This window comes from Streptomyces sp. NPDC056061, from assembly GCF_042266885.1.
Taxonomy (GTDB): Bacteria; Actinomycetota; Actinomycetes; order Streptomycetales; family Streptomycetaceae; genus Streptomyces.
The window spans coordinates 846963-871635 of sequence record NZ_JBHJWQ010000001.1 but is presented as its reverse complement, the minus strand read 5'-3'; the positions used below and the strand labels follow the sequence as shown (position 1 = coordinate 871635).

General features: G+C 71.7%; 21 protein-coding genes. 8 read left to right on the top strand and 13 right to left on the bottom strand.

Annotated features, from left to right (window positions below; genetic code table 11):
* Positions 1-3 precede the first annotated feature (3 nt).
* From ACFC79_RS03720 to ACFC79_RS03690, 7 genes are all read left to right on the top strand, one after another.
* On the top strand, positions 4-405 hold the full coding sequence (locus ACFC79_RS03720; protein ID WP_376234688.1) for a RidA family protein: 402 nt from the start codon (positions 4-6) through the stop codon (positions 403-405).
* Between the two features lie 78 nt (positions 406-483).
* Entirely contained in the window at positions 484-1944 is a 1461-nt protein-coding gene (locus ACFC79_RS03715) for a purine-cytosine permease family protein (RefSeq protein WP_376234685.1), read from the top strand.
* Between the two features lie 139 nt (positions 1945-2083).
* Positions 2084-2680 carry a flavin reductase family protein gene (locus ACFC79_RS03710; RefSeq protein WP_376234683.1) on the top strand — a complete coding sequence of 199 codons (597 nt, stop codon included), beginning with the start codon at positions 2084-2086 and terminating at the stop codon, positions 2678-2680.
* Positions 2677-3876: an acyl-CoA dehydrogenase family protein gene (locus tag ACFC79_RS03705; RefSeq protein ID WP_376234681.1), complete on the top strand. Its 1200-nt coding sequence runs from the start codon at positions 2677-2679 to the stop codon at positions 3874-3876. Before ACFC79_RS03710 ends, ACFC79_RS03705 begins: the two co-directional genes overlap by 4 nt.
* 32 nt (positions 3877-3908) lie before the next feature.
* On the top strand, positions 3909-4727 hold the full coding sequence (locus ACFC79_RS03700; protein WP_376234679.1) for a fumarylacetoacetate hydrolase family protein: 819 nt from the start codon (positions 3909-3911) through the stop codon (positions 4725-4727).
* A 320-nt stretch (positions 4728-5047) separates the two neighbouring features.
* Positions 5048-6277: a glycoside hydrolase family 64 protein gene (locus tag ACFC79_RS03695; protein WP_376234676.1), complete on the top strand. Its 1230-nt coding sequence runs from the start codon at positions 5048-5050 to the stop codon at positions 6275-6277.
* 122 nt (positions 6278-6399) lie between these two features.
* Positions 6400-7044, top strand: a complete 645-nt coding sequence (locus ACFC79_RS03690; RefSeq protein WP_376234674.1) for a dihydrofolate reductase family protein — start codon at positions 6400-6402, stop codon at positions 7042-7044.
* An 84-nt stretch (positions 7045-7128) separates the two neighbouring features.
* Here the strand turns inward: ACFC79_RS03690 and ACFC79_RS03685 are convergent, their stop codons facing one another.
* The 5 genes from ACFC79_RS03685 to ACFC79_RS03665 all read right to left on the bottom strand — a co-directional run bounded on the left by ACFC79_RS03685 (position 7129) and on the right by ACFC79_RS03665 (position 11433).
* The gene (locus ACFC79_RS03685; RefSeq protein WP_376234671.1) at positions 7129-8145 is read right to left on the bottom strand and encodes a hypothetical protein; all 1017 of its coding nucleotides are present in this window, start codon (positions 8143-8145) and stop codon (positions 7129-7131) included.
* Positions 8142-8771 carry a PadR family transcriptional regulator gene (locus ACFC79_RS03680; protein ID WP_376234668.1) on the bottom strand — a complete coding sequence of 210 codons (630 nt, stop codon included), beginning with the start codon at positions 8769-8771 and terminating at the stop codon, positions 8142-8144. Before ACFC79_RS03680 ends, ACFC79_RS03685 begins: the two co-directional genes overlap by 4 nt.
* Before the next feature lie 112 nt (positions 8772-8883).
* On the bottom strand, positions 8884-9354 hold the full coding sequence (locus ACFC79_RS03675; RefSeq protein WP_376234665.1) for a nuclear transport factor 2 family protein: 471 nt from the start codon (positions 9352-9354) through the stop codon (positions 8884-8886).
* 183 nt (positions 9355-9537) lie between these two features.
* On the bottom strand, positions 9538-10668 hold the full coding sequence (locus ACFC79_RS03670) for a DUF4185 domain-containing protein (RefSeq protein ID WP_376234663.1): 1131 nt from the start codon (positions 10666-10668) through the stop codon (positions 9538-9540).
* Between the two features lie 240 nt (positions 10669-10908).
* On the bottom strand, positions 10909-11433 hold the full coding sequence (locus ACFC79_RS03665) for a hypothetical protein (RefSeq protein ID WP_376234661.1): 525 nt from the start codon (positions 11431-11433) through the stop codon (positions 10909-10911).
* Positions 11434-11706: 273 nt separating this feature from the next.
* On the opposite strand from ACFC79_RS03665, the gene ACFC79_RS03660 reads away from it, so the two are divergent.
* Positions 11707-12327 carry a YceI family protein gene (locus ACFC79_RS03660; RefSeq protein WP_376234659.1) on the top strand — a complete coding sequence of 207 codons (621 nt, stop codon included), beginning with the start codon at positions 11707-11709 and terminating at the stop codon, positions 12325-12327.
* A gap of 141 nt (positions 12328-12468) precedes the next feature.
* Here the strand turns inward: ACFC79_RS03660 and ACFC79_RS03655 are convergent, their stop codons facing one another.
* From ACFC79_RS03655 to ureA, 8 genes are all read right to left on the bottom strand, one after another.
* Positions 12469-15120 (bottom strand): SpoIIE family protein phosphatase, encoded by a 2652-nt coding sequence (locus ACFC79_RS03655; protein ID WP_376234922.1) that lies wholly within the window; start codon positions 15118-15120, stop codon positions 12469-12471.
* 221 nt (positions 15121-15341) lie between these two features.
* A complete protein-coding gene (locus tag ACFC79_RS03650; protein WP_376234657.1) occupies positions 15342-16760 on the bottom strand; it encodes a hypothetical protein in 1419 nt (472 codons plus the stop codon).
* 182 nt (positions 16761-16942) lie between these two features.
* A complete protein-coding gene (cimA, locus tag ACFC79_RS03645) occupies positions 16943-18550 on the bottom strand; it encodes a citramalate synthase (protein ID WP_376234654.1) in 1608 nt (535 codons plus the stop codon).
* 278 nt (positions 18551-18828) lie between these two features.
* Positions 18829-20163 (bottom strand): MFS transporter, encoded by a 1335-nt coding sequence (locus tag ACFC79_RS03640; RefSeq protein WP_376234652.1) that lies wholly within the window; start codon positions 20161-20163, stop codon positions 18829-18831.
* A gap of 186 nt (positions 20164-20349) precedes the next feature.
* Entirely contained in the window at positions 20350-20973 is a 624-nt protein-coding gene (locus tag ACFC79_RS03635) for a TetR/AcrR family transcriptional regulator (RefSeq protein WP_376234650.1), read from the bottom strand.
* Between the two features lie 3 nt (positions 20974-20976).
* Positions 20977-21990, bottom strand: coding sequence for an agmatine/peptidylarginine deiminase (locus tag ACFC79_RS03630; RefSeq protein ID WP_376234648.1), 1014 nt, complete (start codon positions 21988-21990; stop codon positions 20977-20979).
* 75 nt (positions 21991-22065) lie between these two features.
* Positions 22066-23754: an urease subunit alpha gene (locus tag ACFC79_RS03625; protein ID WP_376234645.1), complete on the bottom strand. Its 1689-nt coding sequence runs from the start codon at positions 23752-23754 to the stop codon at positions 22066-22068.
* Entirely contained in the window at positions 23751-24431 is a 681-nt protein-coding gene (ureA, locus tag ACFC79_RS03620) for an urease subunit gamma (protein ID WP_376234643.1), read from the bottom strand. Before ureA ends, ACFC79_RS03625 begins: the two co-directional genes overlap by 4 nt.
* Positions 24432-24673: the final 242 nt, after the last annotated feature.

The following is a 24673-nucleotide window of genomic DNA, read 5'->3' as shown; positions in this document are numbered from 1 at the left end:
AACATGAAGAAGGAACGTTTCTTCTCCGACGCCGTGCGCGAGCCGGCGGCAAAGACTTGGTCGAACTGCCTCCGCGTCGACGACCTGATCTGGGTCTCCGGGATGACCGCGCGCGGCAAGGACGGCGAGACCCTCCTCGGCGACAACGCCTACGAGCAGTCCAAGGTCGTCTTCCAGAAGATCAAGGACCTCGTGGAGGCGGCCGGCGGAGTCATGGACGACGTCGTCAAGATGACCATCTTCGTCACGCACATGAGCGACAACGCCCAGGTGTGGAAGGCCCGCGAGGAGTTCTTCGGCGGCGACTTCCCGGCCTGCTCACTGGTCCAGGTCGCGGCCCTGGCCAAACCGGAAATCCTCGTCGAGATCGAGGCCACAGCGATCGCGGGCTGCAGCACGGACTGACCGACCACGGCGACACCGGGCGCGTTCCCTCGCGGAACGCGCCGAGGGCGCTGTCTCTTCTCCGATGGGTAGGAAACTGTGTCGTCACCAACAACGAACCCCCCGAGACCCACCGATTCGACGCTGTCCGCCGCGGCGGAGGACCACGCCCTGGTCAGCGTCCCAGCAGCGGAGCGCAGGAGCGGTCATCAGCTCGCTCTCAGCCCCATCAGCGTCGCCACCGCGCTCGTCGTCTTCGCCATCGCCGGCTTCACGGTCGTCCTCGCCGGCTTCACCGTGGGCCTGATCGTCGGTGTCCTGGTCGCGGCCTTCGGGGTCTTCCTCGGCAAGGCGCTCGGACGGATGGCCTTCGAGACCGGCATGTCCTCCACGATCACCTCCCGGTTCTTCGGATTCGGGCTGAGGGGGTCGTCGATCGGCTCGGCGATCTTCGCGTTCATGATCCTCGGCTTCCTGGCCATGGAGTCCGCCCTCCTCTACCAGGGCACCCTGCTGATGTTCGACCTGCCCGACTCCTGGGCGATGCGCATCCTGCTCTACGGCCTGATGACCCTGCTGTGGATCGCGCTCGCCATCTTCGGGCTCAAGCTCGCGCTGCGCGCCTCCGGCGTGCTGACGGCGGTCACGCTCCTCGTCACGATCTACATGATCGTTCACATCTACGTGATCGAGGGCGCCGACCCGATGGACGTCTTCCGCTACGCCGGGGTCGTTCCCGGGGGCCTGTGGCCGAAGTTCGAGGCGGCGATATCGGTCATGGGCGCGACGGCCGGCACCATCGCCCTCGTCACGACGGACTTCGCCCGCTACTGCCGGACCCGGCGTGACGTCACGGTCCTGGCCGCGGCCGGTCCGATCACCCAGAACGTCCTGATGACCGTCCTGGGATCGCTCGTCGTCATCGGTGGTATGCCCGACGTCGTCACGTACCTCATGGACCACGACAAGAACATGACTCCGGAGGCGGCGGGCGCGGCCGGCAGCGCCTTCGTCATGCAGAACACCGGCGCCTTCTTCGTGATCTTCGCCGCCTGGATGGGCTTCGTCACCATCTACGCGGCGCAGGCGAAGGCCCAGGCCATCAACGCCTACTCCGGCTCGCTCTCGCTGGTCAACCTGGTCGACGCCCTCACCGGCAGGAAGCCCGGCAGGGCGGCGATGGTGGTCGTCGGAAACCTCATCGCCCTCGTGATGATCGGCGCCGGGATCCTGGAGAAGTTCTCCACCTACCTCGCCCACCTGGGCGCGATGACTCTCGGCATGTGCGGCGTGATGATCGCCGACTACTACCTGGTGCGCCGGGCTCGGTACGACAGCGGCACCCACCGGGTGGAGAAGTGGAACTGGGCCGGGGTCATCACGCTGATCCTGTCCGCCGCCGTCGGCATGGTCCTGATGGCCACCGATGTCTTCGCCCTCGGCTTCCTGGTGTCGTTCGTCGCGGCACTCCTGCTCTACCCGCTGCTGCGGACCTGGCTGCCCGAGGGCACGGGCACCTCCTTCGCCGCGAGCGAGGAAGCCGTCGAGGAAGCCCTCTGACCCGGCCGGGCGGCCGTGTTCGATCCCCCGCGACCGGCCGCCCGTCCGGCCCCACCGTCCGTTCCGCCCACCAGCACCCACCACCACCTTCCGCCCGGCCCCGTCCGCAGGGCCCACGACCCATCCCGGAGGTTCGCCGATGACCGACATCATGTGGGACGCCGAGATCTACGAGAAGGCCGCCGACGCCGCACCCCCGGTGTCGGACGCCGCACTCCCTCCGTTCCCCGATCCCCGCCAACTCCGCAACACCCTGGGCAACTTCGCCACCGGCGTGGTCGTCCTCACCTACCGGTCGGGCGACGAGCACTACGGCGTCACCGTGAACTCCTTCACCTCGGTCTCCCTGGACCCGCCGCTGGTGCTGGTGTCCATGCAACGCACCTCGCGCGCCCTGACGCACCTGCTGGAACGCCCCTTCGCGGTCAACGTCCTCGGGGACAACCAGCTCGACACCGCGCTCCACTTCGCGGGCAAGCCCCAGGACCGGCCGGTCGACTGGATCACGAACGGCGCGGCGCCGCGCATCGGTGGCTCGCCCGCCTACTTCCAGTGCACGCCCTGGGCGGGCTACGACGGCGGGGACCACGTCCTGGTGCTCGGCCGCGTCACGGCGTACGGCCAGCAGGACGACGCCCGACCGCTGCTCTTCTACCGCGGCCAGTGGAGCGCACTGGCCCAGGAGTGCGAGGACGGCACCGCGAACGGCGCCCGGTCCGAAAGGAGCCGACCGTGAGCCGACCCACCACCCACGAACCCGCCGAATTCGCTGCCCTACTGGCGGAGTTGGACGCCATCCGCCCGCTCCTGCTGGGCGAGGCCCCCGACAGCGAGCGGCTGCGCCGCCCGACGCCCGCGGTCCAGGACGCGCTGCGCGACAGCGGAATCCTCGGGCTGACCGTGCCCGCCGAACTCGGCGGCCTGGACGCCTCCCCGCTCCAGATCCTGGAGGTGATGGAGAAGCTGTCCCACACGGACGCGTCGCTGGGCTGGCTGGTCCGGGCTCTGACGAGCGAGACCGCCACCGCGGCCGCCCACCTCGGCGACGAGGCGGTCGCCGAACTCTTCGCCGACGGGACGCAGCCACTGGTGGCGGGGCAGTCCGCGTCGTTCACCGGCCGGGCCGTGCGCGTCGCGGGCGGCTACCGGGTCGGCGGCGTCTGGCAGTTCGCCCCCGGCGTGTCCATGGCCACGCACCTCAACCTCTCCGCCACGGTCGAGGGCACCGGGGAACGGGTGGTCTGCCTGGTCCCCCGCACCGCCGTACGGATCAGCGACAACTGGGACATGCTCGGGCTGCGCGCGACCGCGAGCCTGGACTACCGGGCCGAGGACGTCCTGGTCGAGGACGCGTACGTGTACGGCATCGGACCGGGCAGCGCCCGGCGCGGCCGTCCCGCGAACCGGCTGAGCCCCGCCCTCTCCGCCGGCCTGCACCAGGCCGCCTGGTCGCAGGGGGTCGCCCGGCGCATGCTCGACGAACTGCGCGAGCTGACCCTCCGCAAGGACCCCGCGCAGGAGTCACCGGTCACCAGCGACGAGTTCTTCGGCGAGTTCGCCCGCCACTTCTCGCACGTCCGCGGCACGATGGCGCTGCTCCGCGAGACCTGGCGCGACAACGAGTCGACGCTCGCCACCGGGGCGCGGCTCAGCGACGAACAGGAGACGATGTCGCGCCTGGCGTGCAGCCTCGCCGGCCGGACCGCGGTGGAGATCAGCCAACTCGTGCACCGATTTGCCGGAGCGCGGGTCATGCGGGACGGCGTACTGCAACGCTTCTTCCGCGACAGCCACGCCGGCAGCCAGCACCGGGGCTCCTCGCACATCGTGACGCAGAAGTGCGGCCGCATGCTGTCGGGCACCCTGCCCGCCGGTGCGCACTGGGGATTCTTCGACCTGGTCGTCCCCGAGCGCTCCGCCGTCGACGCCTGAACACGCCCCGCGCAAAGAGGAAGAGCAAGGACATGAAACTGGCAACCGTGCGCACCGCCGACGGGACGATCGCGGCCCGCCTGGACGGCGACGCGTTCACCGAGATCCCCGGCCACGCCGATATCAGCGCCCTGCTGCGGAACGAGAACTGGCGGCAGCTCGCGGCCGAGGCCGACGGGCGCCGCATCCCGGCCGCGGGCACGGAACTCGACACGGTCGTGCCGAACCCGTCGAAGGTGCTGTGCACCGGCCTCAACTACACGAGCCACATCGAGGAGATGGGCCGGGGCCTGCCCTCCCACCCCACCCTCTTCGCGAAGTTCGCCGACACCCTGACCGGCCCCGCCGACCCGGTGGCCGCCGTGCCGGAGGACCCGGAGATGGACTGGGAGGGCGAACTCGCCGTCGTCGTCGGCCGCACCGCGTACCGGGTGGACGAGGACGAGGCGGCCGACTGCATCGCCGGGTACACGGTGGCCAACGACATCTCGATGCGCGGCTGGCAGTACCGCACCACGGAATGGCTCCAGGGCAAGATCTGGGCCCGCTCCACCCCGGTGGGGCCGGTCCTCACCACGGCCGACGCCTTCGACCTCGGCACCGCGACGCTGTCCACCACGGTCAACGGCACGACCGTCCAGGAACACGCGATCGCCGACCTCCTCTTCGCACCCGCCCGGCTGATCGCGTACATCTCCACCATGCTGCCGCTCCGGCCCGGCGACCTGATCCTCACCGGCACCCCCGGCGGCGTGGGCCGGGCCCGCACCCCGCGGTGGTACCTGAGGACCGGCGACGTTGTCGAGGTGACCGTCGACGGCATCGGTTCGGTGACCACCCCGATCACCTGACGGCCTGCCGTGCAGACCTGCCGGGGCCCCACCGTCCGCGGTCCGGGCGGCGGGGCCCCGCGCCCCGCCGCCGACTGCCCACTGCCCCCGCGCACCCCTCACCGCCCACTGCCCGCCGTGCCCGACAGCGCCTCGCTCCTGTCGGTTCATGAACGAACACCGAAATTGAGAGCGCTCTCACCCACACGTCTTGACGACCCCCGTCGGCCACCGGGACAGTGGTGAACACCCGCGGATGCCCCGTCGGCGCCTCCCGCCCCCACCCCCCACTCGCGCACGCCCGGGACCATCCGCGCCCCCCACACCTCGGGAGTCCTCTCGTGCATTCACGCCGAACGTTCCTGACTCGCGGCCTGGCCGCCTCCGCGACCGCCCTCTCCTTCCCCGTCTGGGGCGGCGCCCTGGCCCCCGGCGCCTCCGCCGCCCCCGCGACCTGCGAACTCGCCCTGGAGAACCGGTCGTTGCCGGGCAGGGTCAACGCCTACGTCACCGGCCACGAGCAGGGCACGGACCGCTGGGTGCTGCTGCGGGCCGACGGCAGCGTCCACCACCCCGACTCCCCCGCCGCGCCGCAGACGCCGTTGCCGGTGGACTGCGCCATCCCGCTGAACGCGGCGGGTGGCGCCCCGGTCGTACTGACGCTTCCTCAGATGTATGGTGCCCGCGTCTATTTCGTGCGCGACGACACCCTCACCTTCTACGTCAACCCCGGCCCCGCCCTCGTCGAGCCCGCGTTCGCGACATCCACCGACCCCAACTACGGGCGGACCTGGTCGTTCTGCGAGTTCACCTTCAATCCTCAGCAGCTGTACGCGAACATCAGCTACGTCGATCTGGTCACCGCCCTGCCCATCGGTCTGACGCTGGAGGGCGACGCCACACACACCGTCGACCCGCTCCCGGACGGGGCGGTGCAGCGGATCGCCGACGGGCTCACCGCCCAGGCCGGCACCGACGGGCAGCCCTGGGACAAGCTGGTGGTCCGGGGCGCCGACGGCGGCGTACTGCGGGTGATCTCGCCGCAGAACCTGATGGCCCCGTTCTTCGACCGACCGGACGAGATGCCGTTCCGGGACGTGTTCACGGCGTACATCGACGAGGTCTGGGAGAAGTACCGCTCCACCGATCTGCGGATCGACCTCCAGGGCGGGCGGGGCGTGCGCGCTGGGCGCGTGAGCGGCGACGTCCTGACGTTCGACGGCGGGCACGCCTTCACCAAGCCGGTGTCCAAGGACGTGTTCACCTGCAACCACGGCCCGTTCGCCAACAATCCGGGCGACCCGGACGACAAGAAGGCGTTGCTGGCCCGGCTCGCGGCCGGGTTCAACCGCTCCCTCATGCTCACCCACCCCGACCAGCCGAACGGCACCTCGGCGGCGGACTACTACCGGGGTGCGGTGACGAACCACTGGTCGCGGGTGGTCCATGCCAACACCCCGATCGGATACGCCTTTCCCTACGACGACGTGCGCCCGGACGGCGAGCCGGACGTCTCGGGTGCCGCCAACGACGGCAATCCGCGCCGGTTCACGGTGCACGTGGGCGCCTGAGGGGTCGTACGACCGGCCGTGAGGCGAGGGCACGCCCTCGCGGCCGGTCGCGCTGCCGCGATGAGTTCCCGTGAGTCGGGCAGTCTTACCCCTGTTGTCGACAACAGCAACAGGAGAAACACGTGGCTCAACTGCTGAAGGTCCAGAACTTCAATGTCTCGCGCGACGGGATCGCGGCCGGTGAGGACCAGACTTTCGAGCGCCCGTTCGGTCATGTCGATCCCGCGCGGCTGTTCGCCTGGGGCGGCGCCACGGCGAGCTGGCCCACGCGCACCGATCCCGGGGGCAGTCGCGGGCTCGACGACTACTTCACCCGGGATTTCGCCCACAACATCGGCGCCGAGATCATGGGCCGCAACAAGTTCGGACCCCAGCGCGGCCCCTGGGCCGACCACCAGTGGCAGGGCTGGTGGGGCGACCGACCCCCGTTCCACACGCCGGTGTTCGTCATGACTCATCACGTGCGTCCTTCGTTCACCCTTTCCGACACCACGTTCCACTTCGTCGACGGTGACCCGGTCGACGTCCTCGAACAGGCGAGGGAGGCCGCACAGGGCAAGGACGTCCGGCTCGGGGGCGGGGTCACCACCATCCGGCAGTTCCTCGACGCCGACCTCGTCGACACCCTGCACGTCGCGGTCTCACCGGTGGACCTCGGGTCCGGGCTGCGGCTGTGGGACTCCCCCGACGAGTTGCTCGACCGGTTCCACCTGGACGTCGTGCCCAGCCCGAGCGGCGTGACGCATCACCTCTTCTGGCGGAAGTGACGCGGGGCCCCACGCGGCCCACGCCGGACGGGGCGGAGGCCCCGGCCGGTCCGGACCACGGGCCCGAGGGGGCGGGACGCCCCGTCAGGCGCTGTACCGCTCGACCAGCGTCCTCATGGTCCCGAAGGCCGGTTTGGGCGTGTAGTCGTCGGTGGTGAGACCGAATCGGTGGAACAGGCCCGGGTCGCCGCTGTCGGCGTCGCGCAACGCGAAGTGCGTGTAGCAGCTCAGCCGGAGTTCGCGCGCGTGCGCCGCGAGGACGTGGACCAGCGTCTCGACGACCTCGGCCTGCCGGGGCGCGGGCCGGCCCGGGCCGGTGGGCCAGCCGTGCTCGGTGATGTGCAGCGGCAGGTGTCCCAGGCCCGCCGGTTCGAGGACCGCGTCGCGGTGGTGGCGCAGCAGCCCCTCGACGGCCCCGGCGAGGTCGGCGGCGGGCACGGGGCGGAAGACGTCGGGGAAGAAGTCCAGTCCGACGTAGTCGAGTTCGGCGACGAACGCGTCGCCCCCGCGAGCGGTGAGGCCGGCGACGAAGGAGGCACCGGGGCCGAAGAGCGGCGTGGTGTTGAAGCCGACGCGCAGCCGGGTGTGGCCGAGTTCGCGCGCCCGCGCCTTGGCGGCGGCCACCCCCTGCACGATCGCCTCGCACACGCGTGGGTAGTAGCCGTCCAGGGTGGGGTTCGTCGTGATGTTCGGCTCCTCCGTCACCTGGAGGGTGCCGGTGACCGGCCCGTACCGGTCGACCAGTTCGCGCAGGAACCGGCAGTAGCCGTCGACGTCCCCGGCGGACGACTGGTATTGGGCCACCAGATCGAGTCGACGGCCCCGCACGGCGTACTGCTCGGCGTCGGCGGGCGTCTCGGTCGGGTGCGGCACGCCCGGCCGGGTGGTGTCCTTGAAACCCGTGTAGGCGCGCACCAGGAACGGTCGTCCGGCCCGGCCCTGGAGCACGTCCAGCGCGTGCGACACGCGGGCGGGGTCGTCGGGCGGTCCGGCGGCCAGTCCCCCGGTGTCGTCGCCCGCGACCGACCCCGGGTAGATCCCGAAGAGCAGCCCCCCGGGCGCGGTCGGCCGTATCGGTTCCGATTCCGATTCCGGTGTCATGCGTCCTCCCCCTTCCGGCCGGCGCCTTCCCGGTCGGTTCCGGGGCGTGGCGCGGCGGGCCCTGGCCAGGTCAGCCGCCCGGTCCGGATGTCGTCGACGACCTCCTCGATCCACGCCGTTTCGGCGCGTGCCAGGGCCGATGCGTACTCCGCCTCGATGACGTGCAGCCGGGGCACGCCCGCGGCCAGGACATCCGCGAGACGTCGCTCGTCCGCCGCCGTACGCCGCCGAAGACGTTCGGCCCGCTCCGTCAGCGCCTCGACCGCACCGCCGGGGCCGAGGGCCCCCAGGTAGCTGACGGCGCCCAGGAACTGCGAGAACTCCCGCTCGGGGGTGCGGATCTGCACGTCCAGCCGTCGCACGAGTTCGTCGCGGCCCGCTTCGGTGAGCGCGTAGACGGTTCGCTCCGGGCGGTTTCCCGAACGCTGTTGGCCCTGCGCGGCCACCCAGCCCGCCTCGGCAAGGGCGCCGACGGTGTTGTAGAGCGTGCCGCGAGTGATCGCGGCAGCGTGGTTGTCGCTGCGTTTTCGCAGTTCGGAGAGCATCTGGTAGGGGTGCGCACTCTGCTCCAGCAGCAGGCCCAGCACCGCGAGCACGATCGGATTGTCGAGGGCACGACGAGGCATGGTCGAACTCTAACAGTCCAAATAGACCATTCGGCTGGGACGGACGGGCCTCGACGTGTGGGGCACGCGTCGGTGCAGGGTGGACGGATGCGGCAGGACGGCCCCGCCGCCGCTACCGCTCCGCGCGGCCGAGCCGCACCGTCTCCCCGCCGAACGGCAGGTGCGTGATCCGGCGCTCCAGGAGCCAGACGCCGTCGGTCCGGCGGAACGTGTCCTCGTAGTGGCCCACGTTCGCGGGCAGTCGGGTGGGCACCATGCCGCCCGTGTGACCGTCGACCCGGTACGTGGCGAAGTAGGAGGTGGCGGTCGCGGCCGACGCGGAATGGACCGTGACGAGGACGTTCGAGATCATGCGCCGCGACAGCCGGTCCTCGGGCCGCGAGCCGAAGTAGTCGCGGAGCGCGTCCCGCCCCCGCACCCTGCGGTCGCCGCCGGGCCACTCCCACACCCCGTCGGGGGTGAAGAGTTCCGCGACGCCGCCCGGGTCCCCCAGGTCGAGGCGGCGGACGAACTCGACGATCAGGCGCTCGCAGGCCCGCTCGGCGAGAAGACATTCCATCGGGTCAAGGGCTTCGGTCGGCATCGTCCACTCCTACCAGTCCGCCACGCGGCGCCGCGACGGTTTTCCCGATCGCCGATTCGCGACGCGGGAGGCGGACGGGGCGGGGACAGGGCGGGGACGCGAATGGGGACGGGAGGCGGCGGGGCACGGGGCCCCGCCCGGGTGCCATGCGCCCCGGACCCGAGCCCCGCCCCCGCGGCCCCGCTACGCGGCGAGTCCGTTGATCCGGTACTGCATCACCCGGTAGTTCTGGTCGTCGTACCACTGGCTGACCGCGATGTGGAAGTCCGCGAACGTCGAGCCGGGGACGATGAATCCGCCGTACGGGCTCGCCACCGCGTTCCCGAACTCCAGCCCGGGGACGGTCGGCACGATCACCGTCTGCTCCGGGGTGGTGAACAGGTTGGAGGTCGGCAGCGCGAAGACCTGCGCACGGATGTCGAGCGGGGCCATGTTGAGCCAGGTCAGCGCGTACTTCCCGTCCATGGCCCGGAAACAGATCTCGCCCCAGCGGCGGGCACCGCTGACACTCGTCGGGTAATTCCCCCAGCCCCAGGCCCCGTTGGCGTACCCCCAGGGCTCGTACGCCGCCGGATCGCCCAACGCGTCCTGCCGGACCCGGTGGAGGAGCAGGTCGGACGTCACGTCGCGGTTGAAGACCGTCGACAGCACGTAGCAGAAGCCGTCGTCCGCCACCGCGTAGGTCTTCTGCTGGAACTGCCCGTTGTACTGATCGCCCGGCCACTGGCAGAGGTACTGCCAGGTCTCGCCGTTGTCGTCGGAGCGCCAGAAGTCGGAGTGGTGGGTGCGGTAGATCACCCCGCGCATGAGGTGCATGTACATCGTGCCGCCGATGGTGAACACGTCGGAGGGGATGGCCGTGGTGCCGCCGTCGTGACCCTCCGGCACGAGGCCCACCGCATGGCCGCCGCCCACACTCCCGTCGATGACGAGCGAGTCGAGCGCGGAGTTGCCGGAACGCAGGCCCACCGGGGCCCGCCAGTCGGGGCCGCCCACCCCGGCGCCGTCGAAGGTGTCGCCGCCGACGAACAGCATCGAACCGTCGGGGCACCGGGCGGGGATGCCCAGGTCGGTCCAGGGCGCGGCGAACCTGCCGGTCTCGGCAGGCCCGGTGAGGTTGCGGACCTTGCTGCCGGTGATCAGCGCCGCACGGGACCGGGCCGCGCGGGGCCGGGTCGCACCGGGCTGGGCCGCGCGGGCGGTCGTGGCGCCCGCGGCGAGTCCGGCAGCGCCGAGGGCGACACCGGCGGCCGAGCGCAGCAGCGCCCGGCGGGAGAGGGACGGGGCGGGGACGAAGCGGCTGGATCCGTGCATCGAAGCTCCTGTGGGGAAGGGCTTGTTGCGGACACGGCGGGGCGGCGGAGCACGAGGCCGTGCCGCCCGTTCGCCAACCGGAGAATAGGGCCCGCCACCCGGCCACGACAGGCGGTTCCCGCACATCGAACACATGTGCCCCATTTGACCCCTGCCGGACCGAACACGCGTGCCCCCGTTCCGGCCGTCGGGCGGGAACGGGGGCACGCGCGGGGAGATGCGGCGGAACGCCTTCCGCGGTCAGCAACCGCCGCAGTTGTAGTAGGTCACGTCCCAGTGGTTGCCCTCGTCGGCGTAGATGTTGCCGGAGCCCGCCTTGTACTGCGGGGCACCGTCGCCGCGCAGGCCGATGTAGGTGAAGGTGCCGTGGATGTAGTTCGTCAGGCAGGTCGACTTGCCGAAGTCGAGCTTGTAGCCGTTCCAGTGCGAGTAGGTGCCGCCGGCGTGCCCGGTCTCGGTGCCGCCGGTGATGTTCAGCGCGCAGCCGGTGGCGCTCTTGAGGGTCTGGGCGCCCTGGGCGGTGGCCAGGTTGAGCTGGTCGAACGAGGTGCAGGTGGCGACGTTGCGGTCGGAGCAGCCGCCGGAGGACGACCAGGTGACCCCGGAGGAGCTGAACCGGGCGGTGGCCTGGGAGTGGGTGAGCTTCGTGTCGGCGTGGGCCTGGGTGGCGCCTCCGCCGAGGACGCCGATGCCCGGGGCGAAGAGGACGCCTAGGACGAGGGCGAGGGCGGTCAGGACGGGGCGCAGTGTCATACGGGACACCATGGGGGGACTCCTCCTGGTCATGACAAACAAGGGCAGGGAGATACTGCCCGAGTTCTACGCGCGTCGCCAGGGCCCTGCCGGGGATCGGACCCACCGCGTGCGGGACGGGGTCGCCCCGGTGACACGACGGAGACGTCGACCCCACGGCGAGGCGAACACGGCCCGATGTTGAACATTGAACTAGATTGCGCTACGGTCGTTCTCGTTGAAGGTTAAACAACCCGATGCCGACACCCCCGACCGTCGTCCGGTCGCGTCCCCCGAGGAGGAGCCATGGCTCTGTTCACCCGCAAGAACAACAACGCCCCCGCCGCCACCGTCACCGCTCCCCCGGTGGACCCGGCCCTGGCCGCCCTGACCGGCGACTACACGATCGACCCGGCCCACAGCAGCATCGGCTTCACCGTGCGGCACGCCATGGTCACCAATGTCCGCGGCACCTTCGGCGAGCACGAGGGCACCCTGAGGCTGGACGGCAGCGACCCGTCGAAGTCCACCGCGTCGATCGACGTCAGGATCGCCAGCGTCGACACCGGCATCGCCGACCGCGACGGCCACCTGGTCAGCGGCGACTTCTTCGACGCCGAGAAGTTCCCGCTGATGACGTTCCGCTCCACCCACGCCGAACAGCTCGGCGGCGACGCCTACCGCATCACCGGTGACCTCACGATCAAGGACGTGACGCGCCCGCTCTCCATCGACCTGGAGTTCAACGGCTCCGCCACCGACGTCTACGGCAACGAGCGCGTCGGCTTCGAGGGCAGTGCGAACATCCTGCGCTCCGACTGGGGCCTCACCTGGAACGCGGCCCTGGAGACCGGTGGCGTGATGGTCGGCGACAAGGTCAAGCTCACCTTCGACATCTCCGCGATCAAGAACGCTCCCGGAGCCTGACGAACCCCCTGTCCCTCGCCCTCCGGTCCCTACCACCGGGGTACGAGCCCGGCCGCGCCCGCCTTCCGCCCACCTTCCTCTCCGGGGCGGAGGGCGGGCGCGGCCGGATGTGCGGGCATCAGACCCGCCCGCCCCCCAGGGCTAGGAGCCCCTCTCCCCGTCACCGTTCCCGGCCGGCTGCTCCGACTCCCCGACCGCCTGCTCCGACCAGATCACCTTGCCCGACTCGGTGTACCGGGTGCCCCAGCGCTCGGCGATCTGGGCGACCAGGAACAGGCCCCGGCCGCCCTCGTCGGTCGAGGCGGCGTAGCGCAGGTGCGGCGAGGTGTTGCTGGTGTCGGACACCTCGCAGATCAGGCTGCGGTCGAGGAGCAGACGGACCTCGATCGGCCCGGCGCCGTAGCGCACCGCGTTGGTGACGAGTTCGCTGAGGATCAGCTCGGTGGTGAACGCCTCCTCGTCCAGCCCGCGTTCGGCCAGCCACTCGGCGACGTTCCTGCGAACCCCGGCCACCGCCGCCGGGTCGGTGGCCACGTTCCACTGCGCGACCTGGTCGGGATCGAGGGTGCGGGTGCGGGCCACCAGCAGCGCGACGTCGTCGGTCGGCGCGTCGGGCAGCATCGCGGCGAGCACGTCGTCGCAGGTCTCCTCGGGTGTGCGGTCCCGGCCGGCAAGGGTGTCGCGCAGCAGCTCCAGCCCGGCGTCGATGTCCCGGTCCCGGCGCTCGACGAGGCCGTCCGTGAACAGGACCAGGCGGCTTCCCTCGGGAACGTGGAACTCCGCCGCCTCGAAGGGCATGCCGCCGATACCGAGCGGCAGCCCGGCCGGCGCCTCGGGGAAGTCGACGCCTCCGTCGGGGAGGACCAGGGCCGGGCCGGGGTGTCCGGCGCGGGCCACCGAGCAGTTCCCGGAGACCGCGTCGTAGATCGCGTACAGGCAAGTGGCCCCGGTGACCTCGCCGCCCCCCTCGTCGTCGGCCTCGGCCTGGTCCATCCGGCGGACCACCTCGTCGAGGTGCCCGAGGAGTTCGTCCGGCGCGAGGTCCAGCGCGGCGAAGTTGTGGATGCTGGTGCGCAGCCGCCCCATGGTGGCGGCGGCGTGCAGACCGTGCCCGACCACGTCGCCGACGACCAGCGCCACCCTTGCCCCGGGCAGCGGAATCACGTCGTACCAGTCGCCGCCCACCTCGGCCCGCGCCGGGAGATAGCGCTGGGCGATGTCGAGCGCGCTCTGTTCGGGCAGGTCCCGGGGAAGCAGGCTGCGTTGCAGCGTCACCGCCAGCTCGTGCTCGCGGGTGTACCGGCGGGCGTTGTCCACGCTGACCGCCGCCCGGGACACCAGTTCCTCGGCGAAGGACTGGTCGTCGTCGTCGAAGCGCGCGGAACCGCGCCCGCGCCAGAAGTTCGCCAGACCGAGGACGACACCCCGCGCGTGCAGCGGCACGGAGAGCACCGAGTGGAATCCGAAGCTCTGTATGGCCCCCGCCCGCGACGGGTCCCAGTTCCGCCACCCCAGTTGGGCGATTATCTCGGGGCCCAGCCCGGTCTCCTCCATGTCCACCCGCATGGCCGTCGTCCTGGTGGGCACGAAGCCGACCTGCCGGCCGACCGGGTAGAGGGGCTGGCCCGGGTCGGTGGCGGCGATGGCGGTACGGCGCATGTCCAACGGGCTCCCGTCGGCCGTGTCCGGTTCCTCGCCCGGCGGTGCGGACGTGGCGAGATCGACGGTGGTGACGTCGGAGAATCCGGGGGTCGCGACATCGGCGAGTTCCTGCGCCGTCCGGGTCACGTCGAGTGTGGTGCCGATCCGGGCGGTGGCCTCGTAGAGCAGCAGCAGCCGCTCGTTGACCAGTTGGGCGCGGCCCGCGACGGCGCTGAGCTCGGTGGTGTCGCGCAGGGTCACCACCGTGCCGGGCGGGCCGCCGCCCACGTCCGTGTGCCGAAGGTTCACCGCCAGCAGCCGGTTGCCGCTGCGCAGCACCTGGTCCGTGACGCTGTCGCCGGAGGTGAGGAGGGCCACCGCGTCCTGGTCCAGCCCGAGGTCCGTCACCGCGCCGCCCTCCGCGTTCGGGGGCAGGTCGAGCAGCCTGCGGGCCTCGTCGTTGACCAGCGTCAGCCGCTGGTCGGCCCCGACGATGAGCACGCCCTCGCGGACGGCGTGCAGCACCGCGTCGTGGTGTTCGTACATCCGGGTCATCTCGGCGGGTTCGAGCCCGTGCGTCTGACGCCGCAGCCGTCTGCTCACGAGGGCCGCGCCCACCGTGGTGAGGGCGGCGGCCACCACCGCCACGAGCGCGCTGAGCGGGATGTACCGGTCGGCGACAGTACTCACCGTCCTGTCGGTGAGCACCACCGAGACCAGGCCCGCGACGGAACCGTCGGGCCGGATGACCGGCACCACCGAGTCGACCGCGTGACCGCCGGGCCAGTGCACCGTCTGGGTGATGCTCCGGCCGGTCAGCGCCTTCTTGTACGGGACGACGACGCGCTTCCCGATCTCCGCGGGGTTGGGGTGGGTGTAGCGGACACCCTGGGGACTGGCCACGATGACGTAGTCGACGTGCGTCTCCTTGCGGACCTCCTCCGCGCGCGGCTGGAGGATCGCCGTGGGGTTCCTGCTGTCCAATGCCGCCACGAGGCCGGGCGCCTGGGCGAACGTCTGGGCCACGCTCAGGGTGCGCAGCCGTGCCTCCTCCGTACTGGCCCGGCGGCCCTGCACCACCAGGGCGATCGCACCGCCCACGACGAGCAGCAGGACGAGTCCGAGCACGAGGCAGAAGACCTGGCCGGCCATGGTGCGCACGTTGAACACCGAGCGCAGCTCGTGGCCCGGGGAGCGGTCCGTCGTGTCCCGGCCGGGTGACACGGGAGCGGCGGGGCCCGGGTGCTTTCCCTGATGCCGATCCGGCCGCCGGACGGAGCGTCGCAGCCTCGCCCGGAATCGACCGATACCAGACATATATCCAGGTCTAGCATGAATTGGGCCCGCCCGAGAGATCGCCGATCGCCGCCCGCTCAGAACCCGCCGCCGTCGAAGCCGCCGCCCCCTCCGAAGTCGCCGCCGCCGAAACCGCCGCCGTCGGAGCCGGACGAGTCGAAGCCGGACGGGTCGAAGTCGGAGCCGGAGAAGTCCCCGCCGCCGAAACCGCCGGAGCCGAAGTCGCCGCCCCCGTACTCCGCCGCGTAGGCCGGGCTCGACAGCATGGAGCCGAGCATCGTGCCGACCAGCAGGCCGGGGAGCAGCCCGCCGCCGAAGTAGCCGCCCGCCCAGGGGCCGTAGGCCGGGCCGGCTTCCCAATACGGGCGGCGGCCGTCGCCCGTGTCGACGGTGCGGGCGAGCGGCTCCTCGCCCTCGCGCAGCCGGAGTTCGTCGGCCGCGCAGACCGGGACCTCGCGGGCCGAGCCGCCGGACGGCGACCACCGGACGTCGGCCACCGAGGGACCGTGGCGCGGGTCGAAGAAGCACGGCGGGCGGCGGGCGGGCAGTTCGCCACCGGTGCGGCGGGCCTCCAGCATGGCGAGCGAGAAGCGCCCGTCCTCCAGGGCCCGGGTCACCTCGCGCACGTCGGAGGGGCGGCGCGCACCGGCCATGCGGGTCTTCGCGGTCTCGTAGGAGTCGAGGGCGCGTTCGTAGTCGGCGCGCATGGCGTCGTCGGCGCCCGCCTCGGCGGGATGGAAGTCGAGCCGGTCCAGGGTCTCGCCGTATGCGGTGATGTCCTCGTCCACGACCACCCGGAGCTTGTCGAGAGCGGCCCGTTCCTCCTCCGCCCGGCGCCTGCGGTTGCGGCGGGAGACCACGTAGGCGGTACCACCGCCCAGGACCAGCAGCGCACCGAGGGCGATCGGTCCGGCGGCCGGCGGGGGCCCGTTGCCTCCGGCGGAGCCGCCCCAGGAGGCGGGGGCGCTGCCGCGGGCCTGTTCGAGAGCCCGGTCGACGAAGGCGTTCAGCTGGGTGGCGGTGTCGGTGCCCGCCCCGGGCGCCTTCACCGCGGCGACCAGGTTCTGGACCGCCCGGGTGGGCATGACCTGCGGGTCGGCGCCCGCCGCGAAACCGTCGCCGAGGCGGACCGCGTAGACGCCGGTGATGCCCGTGTCCGTGCGCAGGGTGGCCAGCAGGTTCTGCTCGGGGAACGCCGCGGTCCGTGGCAGCACGGCCACGAACACCGGCTTGTCGGCGTCCTTGATCTTCTTTGTGAGCGCCGCCGTCTGTACCGCTGTGAGCCGGTCGGCGGCGGCCGGGTCGACGTACACCGGATTCCTGCGCAGCGCCTGCGCCACCTCGTCGATCGTCGAAGCACGCGGGACGGCGACGCCGACGGAAGCGGTGGACACCGGGGGTTCGACGGGCGCCGCCTCGGTCGCCGCGACGGGCAGGGCCGCCGACAGCGCCAGCAGCAGGCCGGCCGACCAGTTCAGGAACAGCCTGTTCCGCATACTTCGACGCTAACCCGCACGGGCGGGCGGTGCCCCCGCACCCCGTGTCTCCCGCGGTCTCCCGCGCCGACCGCCGCGGACGACCGACCGTCCCGGACCGGCCGGGAGCCCGTTCGGGGCAGCCGGATACCGGTCGGGACGGCCGGCGCGCGCACCGCGGCACCCGCGCACCCGGCCGGGCGCTACTCCGTGGGCTCGGCCCCGGCACGCAGCAGCCCGTAGGTGAACGCGTCGTCCAGCGCCTGCCAGGACGCCGCGATGACGTTGTCCGCCACACCGACGGTGGCCCACTCGCCGTTGCCGTCGCGCGTGGTGATCAGGACGCGGGTGGTGGACTCGGTGCCGGTGCGGCCCTCCAGGATGCGGACCTTGTAGTCGACGAGTTCGAACTTGGCGAGCTGCGGGTGGATCCGCTCCAGCGCCACGCGCAGCGCCCGGTCGAGGGCGTTGACCGGTCCGTTGCCCTCGGCGGTGGCGACGATCCGCTCACCGTTGGCCCAGAGCTTCACGGTCGCTTCGTTGGCGTGCGTGCCGTCGGGGCGGTTCTCGACGATGGCGCGCCAGGACTCGGTGCGGAAGTAGCGGCGCGGGCGGCCCTCGGCCTCGGCGCGCAGCAGCAGTTCGAAGGAGGCGTCGGCGGCCTCGTAGGTGTAGCCCTTGAGCTCGCGCTCCTTGACCCGTTCGACGACCCGGCCGACGAGCGCGCGGTCGCCGCCGAGGTCGATGCCGAGTTCCTTGCTCTTGAGCTCGATGGAGGCGCGGCCCGCCATGTCGGAGACCAGCATCCGCATGGTGTTGCCGACCAGCGCGGGGTCGATGTGCTGGTAGAGGTCGGGGTCGACCTTGATCGCGGAGGCGTGCAGTCCGGCCTTGTGGGCGAAGGCGGAGACGCCCACGTAGGGCTGGTGGGTGGAGGGCGTCAGATTGACGACCTCGGCGATCGCGTGCGAGACACGGGTCATGTCGGCCAGGGCGCCCTCGGGCAGGACGGTCCTGCCGTACTTGAGTTCCAGCGCGGCGACGACGGGGAAGAGGTTGGCGTTGCCGACCCGTTCGCCGTAGCCGTTGGCGGTGCACTGGACGTGGGTGGCGCCCGCGTCGACGGCGGCGAGGGTGTTGGCGACGGCGCAGCCGGTGTCGTCCTGGGCGTGGATACCGAGCCGGGCACCGGTGTCGGCGAGCACGGTGGAGACGACGGCCTGGATCTGCGCGGGGAGCATGCCGCCGTTGGTGTCGCAGAGGATGACCACGTCGGCGCCCGCCTCGGACGCGGCGCGGACCACGGACTTGGCGTACGCGGGGTTGGCGCGGTAGCCGTCGAAGAAGTGCTCGCAGTCCACGAAGACCCGGCGGCCCTGCTCGCGCAGGTGGGAGACGGTGTCGCGGACCATCTCCAGGTTCTCGTCGAGGGTGGTGCGCAGGGCGAGTTCCACATGGCGGTCGTGGGACTTGGCGACCAGAGTGATCACCGGGGCCCCGGAGTCGAGCAATGCCTTGACCTGGGGATCCTCGGCGGCCTTCCCCCCGGGTCTGCGGGTCGCGCCGAAGGCGACCAGCTGGGCGTTCTTGAACTCGATCTCCTGCCGGGCGCGGGCGAAGAACTCGGTGTCGCGGGGGTTCGCCCCGGGCCAGCCGCCCTCGATGAAACCCACGCCGAAGTTGTCGAGATGCCGGGCGATGGTCAGCTTGTCCGCGACCGTCAGGTTGATGCCTTCACGCTGGGCGCCGTCGCGCAGCGTGGTGTCGAAGACGTGGAAACTGTCGTCGGTGGCGTTGGCCTTGGTGGTCATGCTGGTCTGACTCCTGTCGGATGAGTGGATCCGTACGATATGGCTCCACTTGCCCCCATCATCCCGCGCGCCTCGCCCCGGCCGGGGTCAGGGCCGGAAAACGAAAAAACCCCTCGCGGGTGCGAGAGGTCTGCGCGCGGGTCTGGGGCACGGTGGCCGCGCCGCACGTGGTGATGCGGGACGGTCACTGCGGACCGGCGCGCCTGTTGCCAATAATCATGACGAACGAGGGCACGGAAGCAGTGTCGCACAAGGTCGCTTCCGTGCCGTGTCGCGTCTCAGGATGCGGGCGTGACGCTCGTGGCGCCGGCCGGCTCCGCTCGGCCCCGGCCGCCCCGGTCGGCGCCGATCCGCCCCAGGTCGATGTCGCGGGTTTCCCGCATCGTGAGATAGACGATGAGGGAGACGGCGGCGCAGCCCGCCACGTACCAGTAGAAGCCCGATTCGGCGCCCGCCTTCTTGAACCACAGCGCCACGTACTCGGCGGTGCCGCCGAAGAGTGCGTTGGCCAGCGCGTACGGGAGCGCCACGCCGAGGGCGCGGATGCCGGTCGGAAAGAGTTCGGCCTTCACGCAGGCGTTGATGGAGGTGTAGCCGGTGACGACGACCAGGGCGAGCAGCGCGAGGCCGAGGGCGGGCCAGAAGGTGCCGGCGTGCTTGAGCAGCGTCATGATCGGCACGGTCAGGAAGGTGGAGCCGACGGCGAAGGTGATCAGCAGTGGGCGGCGGCCGACACGGTCCGAGAGCAGGCCGGCCAGGGGCTGGAGGCACATGAAGACGAAGAGCGCGCAGAAGCTGACGAGCGAGGCGGTGGACTTCGCCATGCCGGCGCTGGTGGAGAGGAACTTGGTCAGGTAGGTCGTGTACGTGTAGTACGCGACGGTTCCGCCCATGGTCAGGGCCATCACCAGGACGGCCTCGCGCTTGTGCTGCCACAGGGCCCCCAGGGTGCCGCGGTCGGCCTGTTCGGCGGCGCCGGACTCGGCGTAGACCTCGGTCTCCAGCATCGAGCGGCGCAGGTAGAAGACGATGGCGGCGCCGAGCGCGCCGATGATGAACGGGATGCGCCAGCCCCAGCTGTGCAGGGCGGCCTCGGACATGTTCCGCTGGAGGACGATCTGGAGGCCGAGGCCCACGAGTTGTCCGGCGGTCATGGACACGTACTGGAAGCTGGAGGCGAAGCCGCGCCGGTTCGGTGCGGACGCCTCGGTGAGGTAGGTGGCGCTGGCGGCGTACTCGCCGCCGACCGACAGGCCCTGGAGGAGCCGGGCCAGCAGGAGGACGGCCACGCCGCCGTATCCGGCGACGTCGTACGTCGGCGCGGCGGCGATGAGGATCGCGGAGGCCGACATGAGGGTGACGGTGAGGGTGAGCGCGGTCTTGCGGCCCCTGCGGTCACCGATCCGGCCGAGCATCCAGCCGCCGACCGGCCGCATGAAGAAGCCGACGGCGAAGATGCCCATGGTGTTCATGAGGTTGGCGGTCTCGTTGCCCTCGGGGAAGAACGAATCCGCGAAGTAGACCGCGAAGGTCGCGTACACGAACCAGTCGAACCACTCGACCATGTTGCCGGCGGAGCCGACCCAGATCTTCTTCCACTGCTCTCGTCCCATGGACCGTCACCGTGCCCGAACGCCCGGGCGCGCAACAAGAGCGCAACGGACAACGATCACGCGTACTTACGTGCGTTACGTTCACGACGGGGTCGTCCACGCACGACGGGGTCGTCCACGCGGGACCGTCCGGGCGGGGCCGTCCGGGCGGGGCCGTTCACGACAGGATCGTCCGGGCAGGATCGTTCACGGCCGTGCGGGCGGCTCCGCGGCGAGGAGTGATTCCTCGACGAACTCACCTGCCAGGACGAGGGCCCGGTCGCGTCCGGTGCCGGGGAGACCGACCGCGACGTGGACGCTGAAACCGTCCAGCAGGGCGCGCAGCCGGGTGGCGAAGCGCTCGGCGTCGACGGCGCGGAACTCCCCGTTCGAGACTCCCTCGGCGAGCAGCGCCACCAGGTCGCGGTGCCAGGCGCCCTCGATCGCGGCCTGCCGGGCGCGGGCGTCGGCGTCGGCGTTCTGCGAGCGGTTCCAGACCTCCAGCCAGAGCGTCCAGTGCGGGTCGCGGTGGCCGTCGGGGAGGTACAGCCCGATGTACGCGTCGAGCCGGGCCCGGGCGGTCTCCCGCCCGGACAGCAGCATGCGGCGCCGGTCGCCGAGCCTGCCCTCGCTCCACTCCAGGGTCTGGAGCAGCAGCTCGTCCTTGGTGCGGAAGTAGTAGAGGAGGTGTCCGCTGCTCATGCCGACCTCACGGCCCAGACCGGCCATGGTGAGGCCGTCGAGGCCCTGTTCGGCAATGGTGGCCATGGCGGCGGCCAGCACCTCTTCGCGGGGCGGGGCGGTGTTGCGACGGCGTGGAGCGGGGGGCACGGTTCAGACCTTCGGCTGCTGCTGGGTGATGCAGTGGATTCCTCCACCGCCGGCGAAGATCGTACGCGCGTCGACGAGGGTCACGGTCCGGTCGGGGAACAACTCGCCGAAGATCGCTGCCGCTTCCCGGTCGCGCGGGTCGTCGAAGGCGCAGAGCACCACGCCGCCGTTGCAGAGGTAGTGGTTGATGTAGGAGTAGTCGACCCACTCCCCGTCGGCCTTCAGCACGGTGGGGGCGGGAACCTCCACCACGTTCAGGGAACGGCCCCGGGCATCGGTGGCGGCGCGCAGGATGCGGACGATCTCGCGGGTGATCTCGTGGTCGGGGTGGGCCGGGTCCGGCTGGACGTGGGCGACGACGGTGCCGGGGCGGGCGAAGGCGGCGACGATGTCGACGTGGCCGAGGGTGCCGTAGTCGCCGTAGTCGCCGGCCAGGCCGCGCGGCAGCCAGATCGCCTTCTCGGTGCCGAGTCGGGCGTGGACCTCGGCCTCGACCTGCTCGCGGGTCCAGTCGGGGTTGCGCTCCCTGCCGAGCTGGACGGTCTCGGTGAGCAGGACGGTGCCCTCGCCGTCGACGTGGATGGCGCCGCCCTCGTTGACCAGGGCGGAACCGTGCACGCGGACGTCGGCGAGTTCGGCGACGGAGCGGGCGATGTGCTGGTCGTGCTCCCAGCGGGCCCAGCCCTGGGCACCCCAGCCGTTGAACGTCCAGTCCACGGCGGCCAGTCGGCTGCCGTCGGTGACGAAGGTGGGGCCGATGTCACGCATCCAGGCGTCGTCGAGCGGGCGGACCACTACGTCGACGTCCGGGCCGAGGAGGGCGCGGGCGCCGTCCTGCTGGCCGGGGCCGACGACCATCGTGACCGGTTCGAAGCGGCGGACGGCACGGGCGACCGTGGCCCAGGCGCCACGCGCCTCGTCCAGTTCGGCGTCGGTGGCGAAGGTCGGGTTGGGCCCCGGCCAGGCCATCCAGGTGCGCTCGTGCGGGGCCCACTCGGGCGGCATGCGGAAGGTCATGAGGTGTCCTTGCAGGAAGACGGGGGTGGGGGCCGGAGGGCCGGAGGGCCGGGCGGAGGAGAGAGCCGCCGGGTGTCAGAGGAAGTAGAGGCGGTTGAGGGAGACGGAGTCGGCGGGTGCCGAGCGCAGCGGGTCGCCGTCCAGGGTGACCAGGCCGCTGCGGGCGTCCACCGCGACTTCGCCGGTGCGGGAGTTGTGGACGAGGTCGCCGGGGCCGATGCCACGGGTGCCGCGCACCCCGACCCGGCGGCGCCGGGTGGGCATCCGGTCGGCGTCGAGCTGGGTGGCGGCCTGCGAGACGAAGGCCACGGACAGATCGGCCGCGGTGGCGCCGTGGGCCCCGAACTGCGGCCCGAGGACGAGGGGTTCGCAGGTGTCGGTGGCTGCGTTGGGGTCGCCGGTGACGCCGTACGCCGGGAATCCGGCCTTCAGCACCAGCTGCGGCTTCGCGCCGAAGAACTCCGGTCGCCACAGCACGATGTCGGCGAGCTTGCCGGTCTCGATGGAGCCGATCTCGTGCGCGAGTCCGTGGGCGATGGCGGGGTTGACGGTGAGCTTGGCGATGTAGCGCAGCACCCGGGCGTTGTCGTCCGTCGGCCCGTCACCGTCCATCGGGCCCAGCTCGGCCTTCATCTTCCCGGCCATCGCGAAGGTGCGGCGCACGGTCTCGCCGGCCCGGCCCATGCCCTGCGCGTCGGAGGAGGTGATGCCGATCGCCCCGAGGTCGTGCAGCACGTCCTCGGCGCCCATGGTCCCGGCACGGATGCGGTCGCGGGCCATGGCGGCGTCGCCGGGCAGGTCCGTCTTCAGGTCGTGGACGGAGACGATCATGCCGTAGTGCTCGGCGACGGCGTCCCGGCCGAAGGGCAGCGTCGGGTTGGTGGACGAGCCGATGACATTCGGCACGCCCGCCATCTTGAGGACGTTGGGCACGTGACCGCCGCCGCAGCCCTCGATGTGGAAGGCGTGGATGGTGCGGCCCTCCAGGACGCGCAGGGTGTCCTCGACCGACAGGCACTCGTTCAGCCCGTCGCTGTGCAGGGCGACCTGGACGTCGTGCTCCTCGGCCACCCGCAGCGCGGTGTCCAGGGCCCGGGTGTGGGCGCCCATGTCCTCGTGCACCTTGAAACCGCAGGCCCCGCCCTCGGCGAGCGCCTCGACCAGGGGCGCCGGGTCGGAGGACGAACCGCGCCCCAGGAAGCCGATGTTGACCGGCCAGGCGTCGAAGGCGTTGAAGGCGTGGCGCAGTGCCCAGGGCGAGTTGACGCCGACGCCCCAGACCGGGCCGAACTCCTGGCCGATGATCGTGGTGACGCCGGAGGCGAGCGACGCCTCCATGATCCGCGGCGAGAGCAGGTGGACGTGGGTGTCGACGGCGCCCGCCGTGGCGATCAGGCCCTCGCCGGAGACGATGGTGGTGCCGGTACCGACGACGACCTCGACACCGTCCAGGGTGTCCGGGTTGCCGGCCCGCCCGATCGCGGCGATCCGGCCCTCGCGGATGCCGATCGACACCTTGCGGATGCCCTGCACGGCGTCGATGACCAGCACGTTGCTGATCACCACGTCGCAGGTGTCGCGGACCGCCGCGGCCTTGAGGTGGAGCCCGTCGCGGGCGGTCTTGCCGAATCCGGCGAGGAACTCGTCGCCCGGCGCCTGCGCGTCGGACTCGACGCGCACGGTCAGCCCGGAGTCGCCGAGCCGGACCCGGTCCCCGGCGCGCGGGCCGTGCACGGAGGCGTACTCGTATCCGTCGATGCTCATCGTTCCGCTCCCAGGTATCCGCAGGCCGCCGCGCGCCGCAGGGCCTCCTCGCGCACGCCGGGCGCGTCGAGCGGGCCGTCGACGAGTCCGGCGAACCCGATGGCGATCCGGTCCCCGCCGATCGGCACCAACCCCACCTCGACGCTCTCCCCCGGCCCGAACCGGACGGAGGACCCGGCGGGGACGCACAGCCGCGTGCCGTAGGCGGCCGGCCGGTCGAAGTCGAGCCGCGGATTGGCCTCGAAGAAGTGGAAGTGCGAGGTCACGGAGACCGGGACCGTCGCGGTGTTGCGCACGGTCAGCCGCGTCGCGGGCTCCGGCTCCGGCGCGGCGGGGCCGGGCAGGACGGCACCGGGAGCGTCGTCGCCGAGCCCGTCGCCCAGCGGCCGGGAGACCACGGCGAGCCGGGACCCGTCGTCGAAGACGGCCTCCACGTGGACCTCGGTCACGACGTCCGCGACACCGGGCAGCACGTCGTCGGGGCCGAGCACGGACCGCCCGGCCTCGATGGCCTCGGCGAGCCGGAGCCCGTCACGGGCCGCCTCGCAGACCGTGTCCGCGATCAGCGCGGTCGCCTCGGGGACGTTGAGCCTCAGACCTCGGGCGCGGCGGGTCCGGGCCAGTTCCGCGGCGCTGAACAGCAGCAGCCGGTCGCGTTCCGTCGGGGTCAGTCGCACGTCGACACACCTCCTCTTTGGAGCAGCACTCTAACCATGAGAACACGGAAAACAGAAGGTCTCGAATAACGTCTTCGAGCACTACTCCAAGAACGCGACCGTCGTGCGGACACGACGAAGGCCGCGCCCGGCAGGAACCGGGCACGGCCTTCACGACAGTCGCCACACGACGGCCGTCACACGACAGTCGTCACGCGACAGATCGGCCTTCACGCGACGGAGTGGCCTTCACGCCGCGGTGG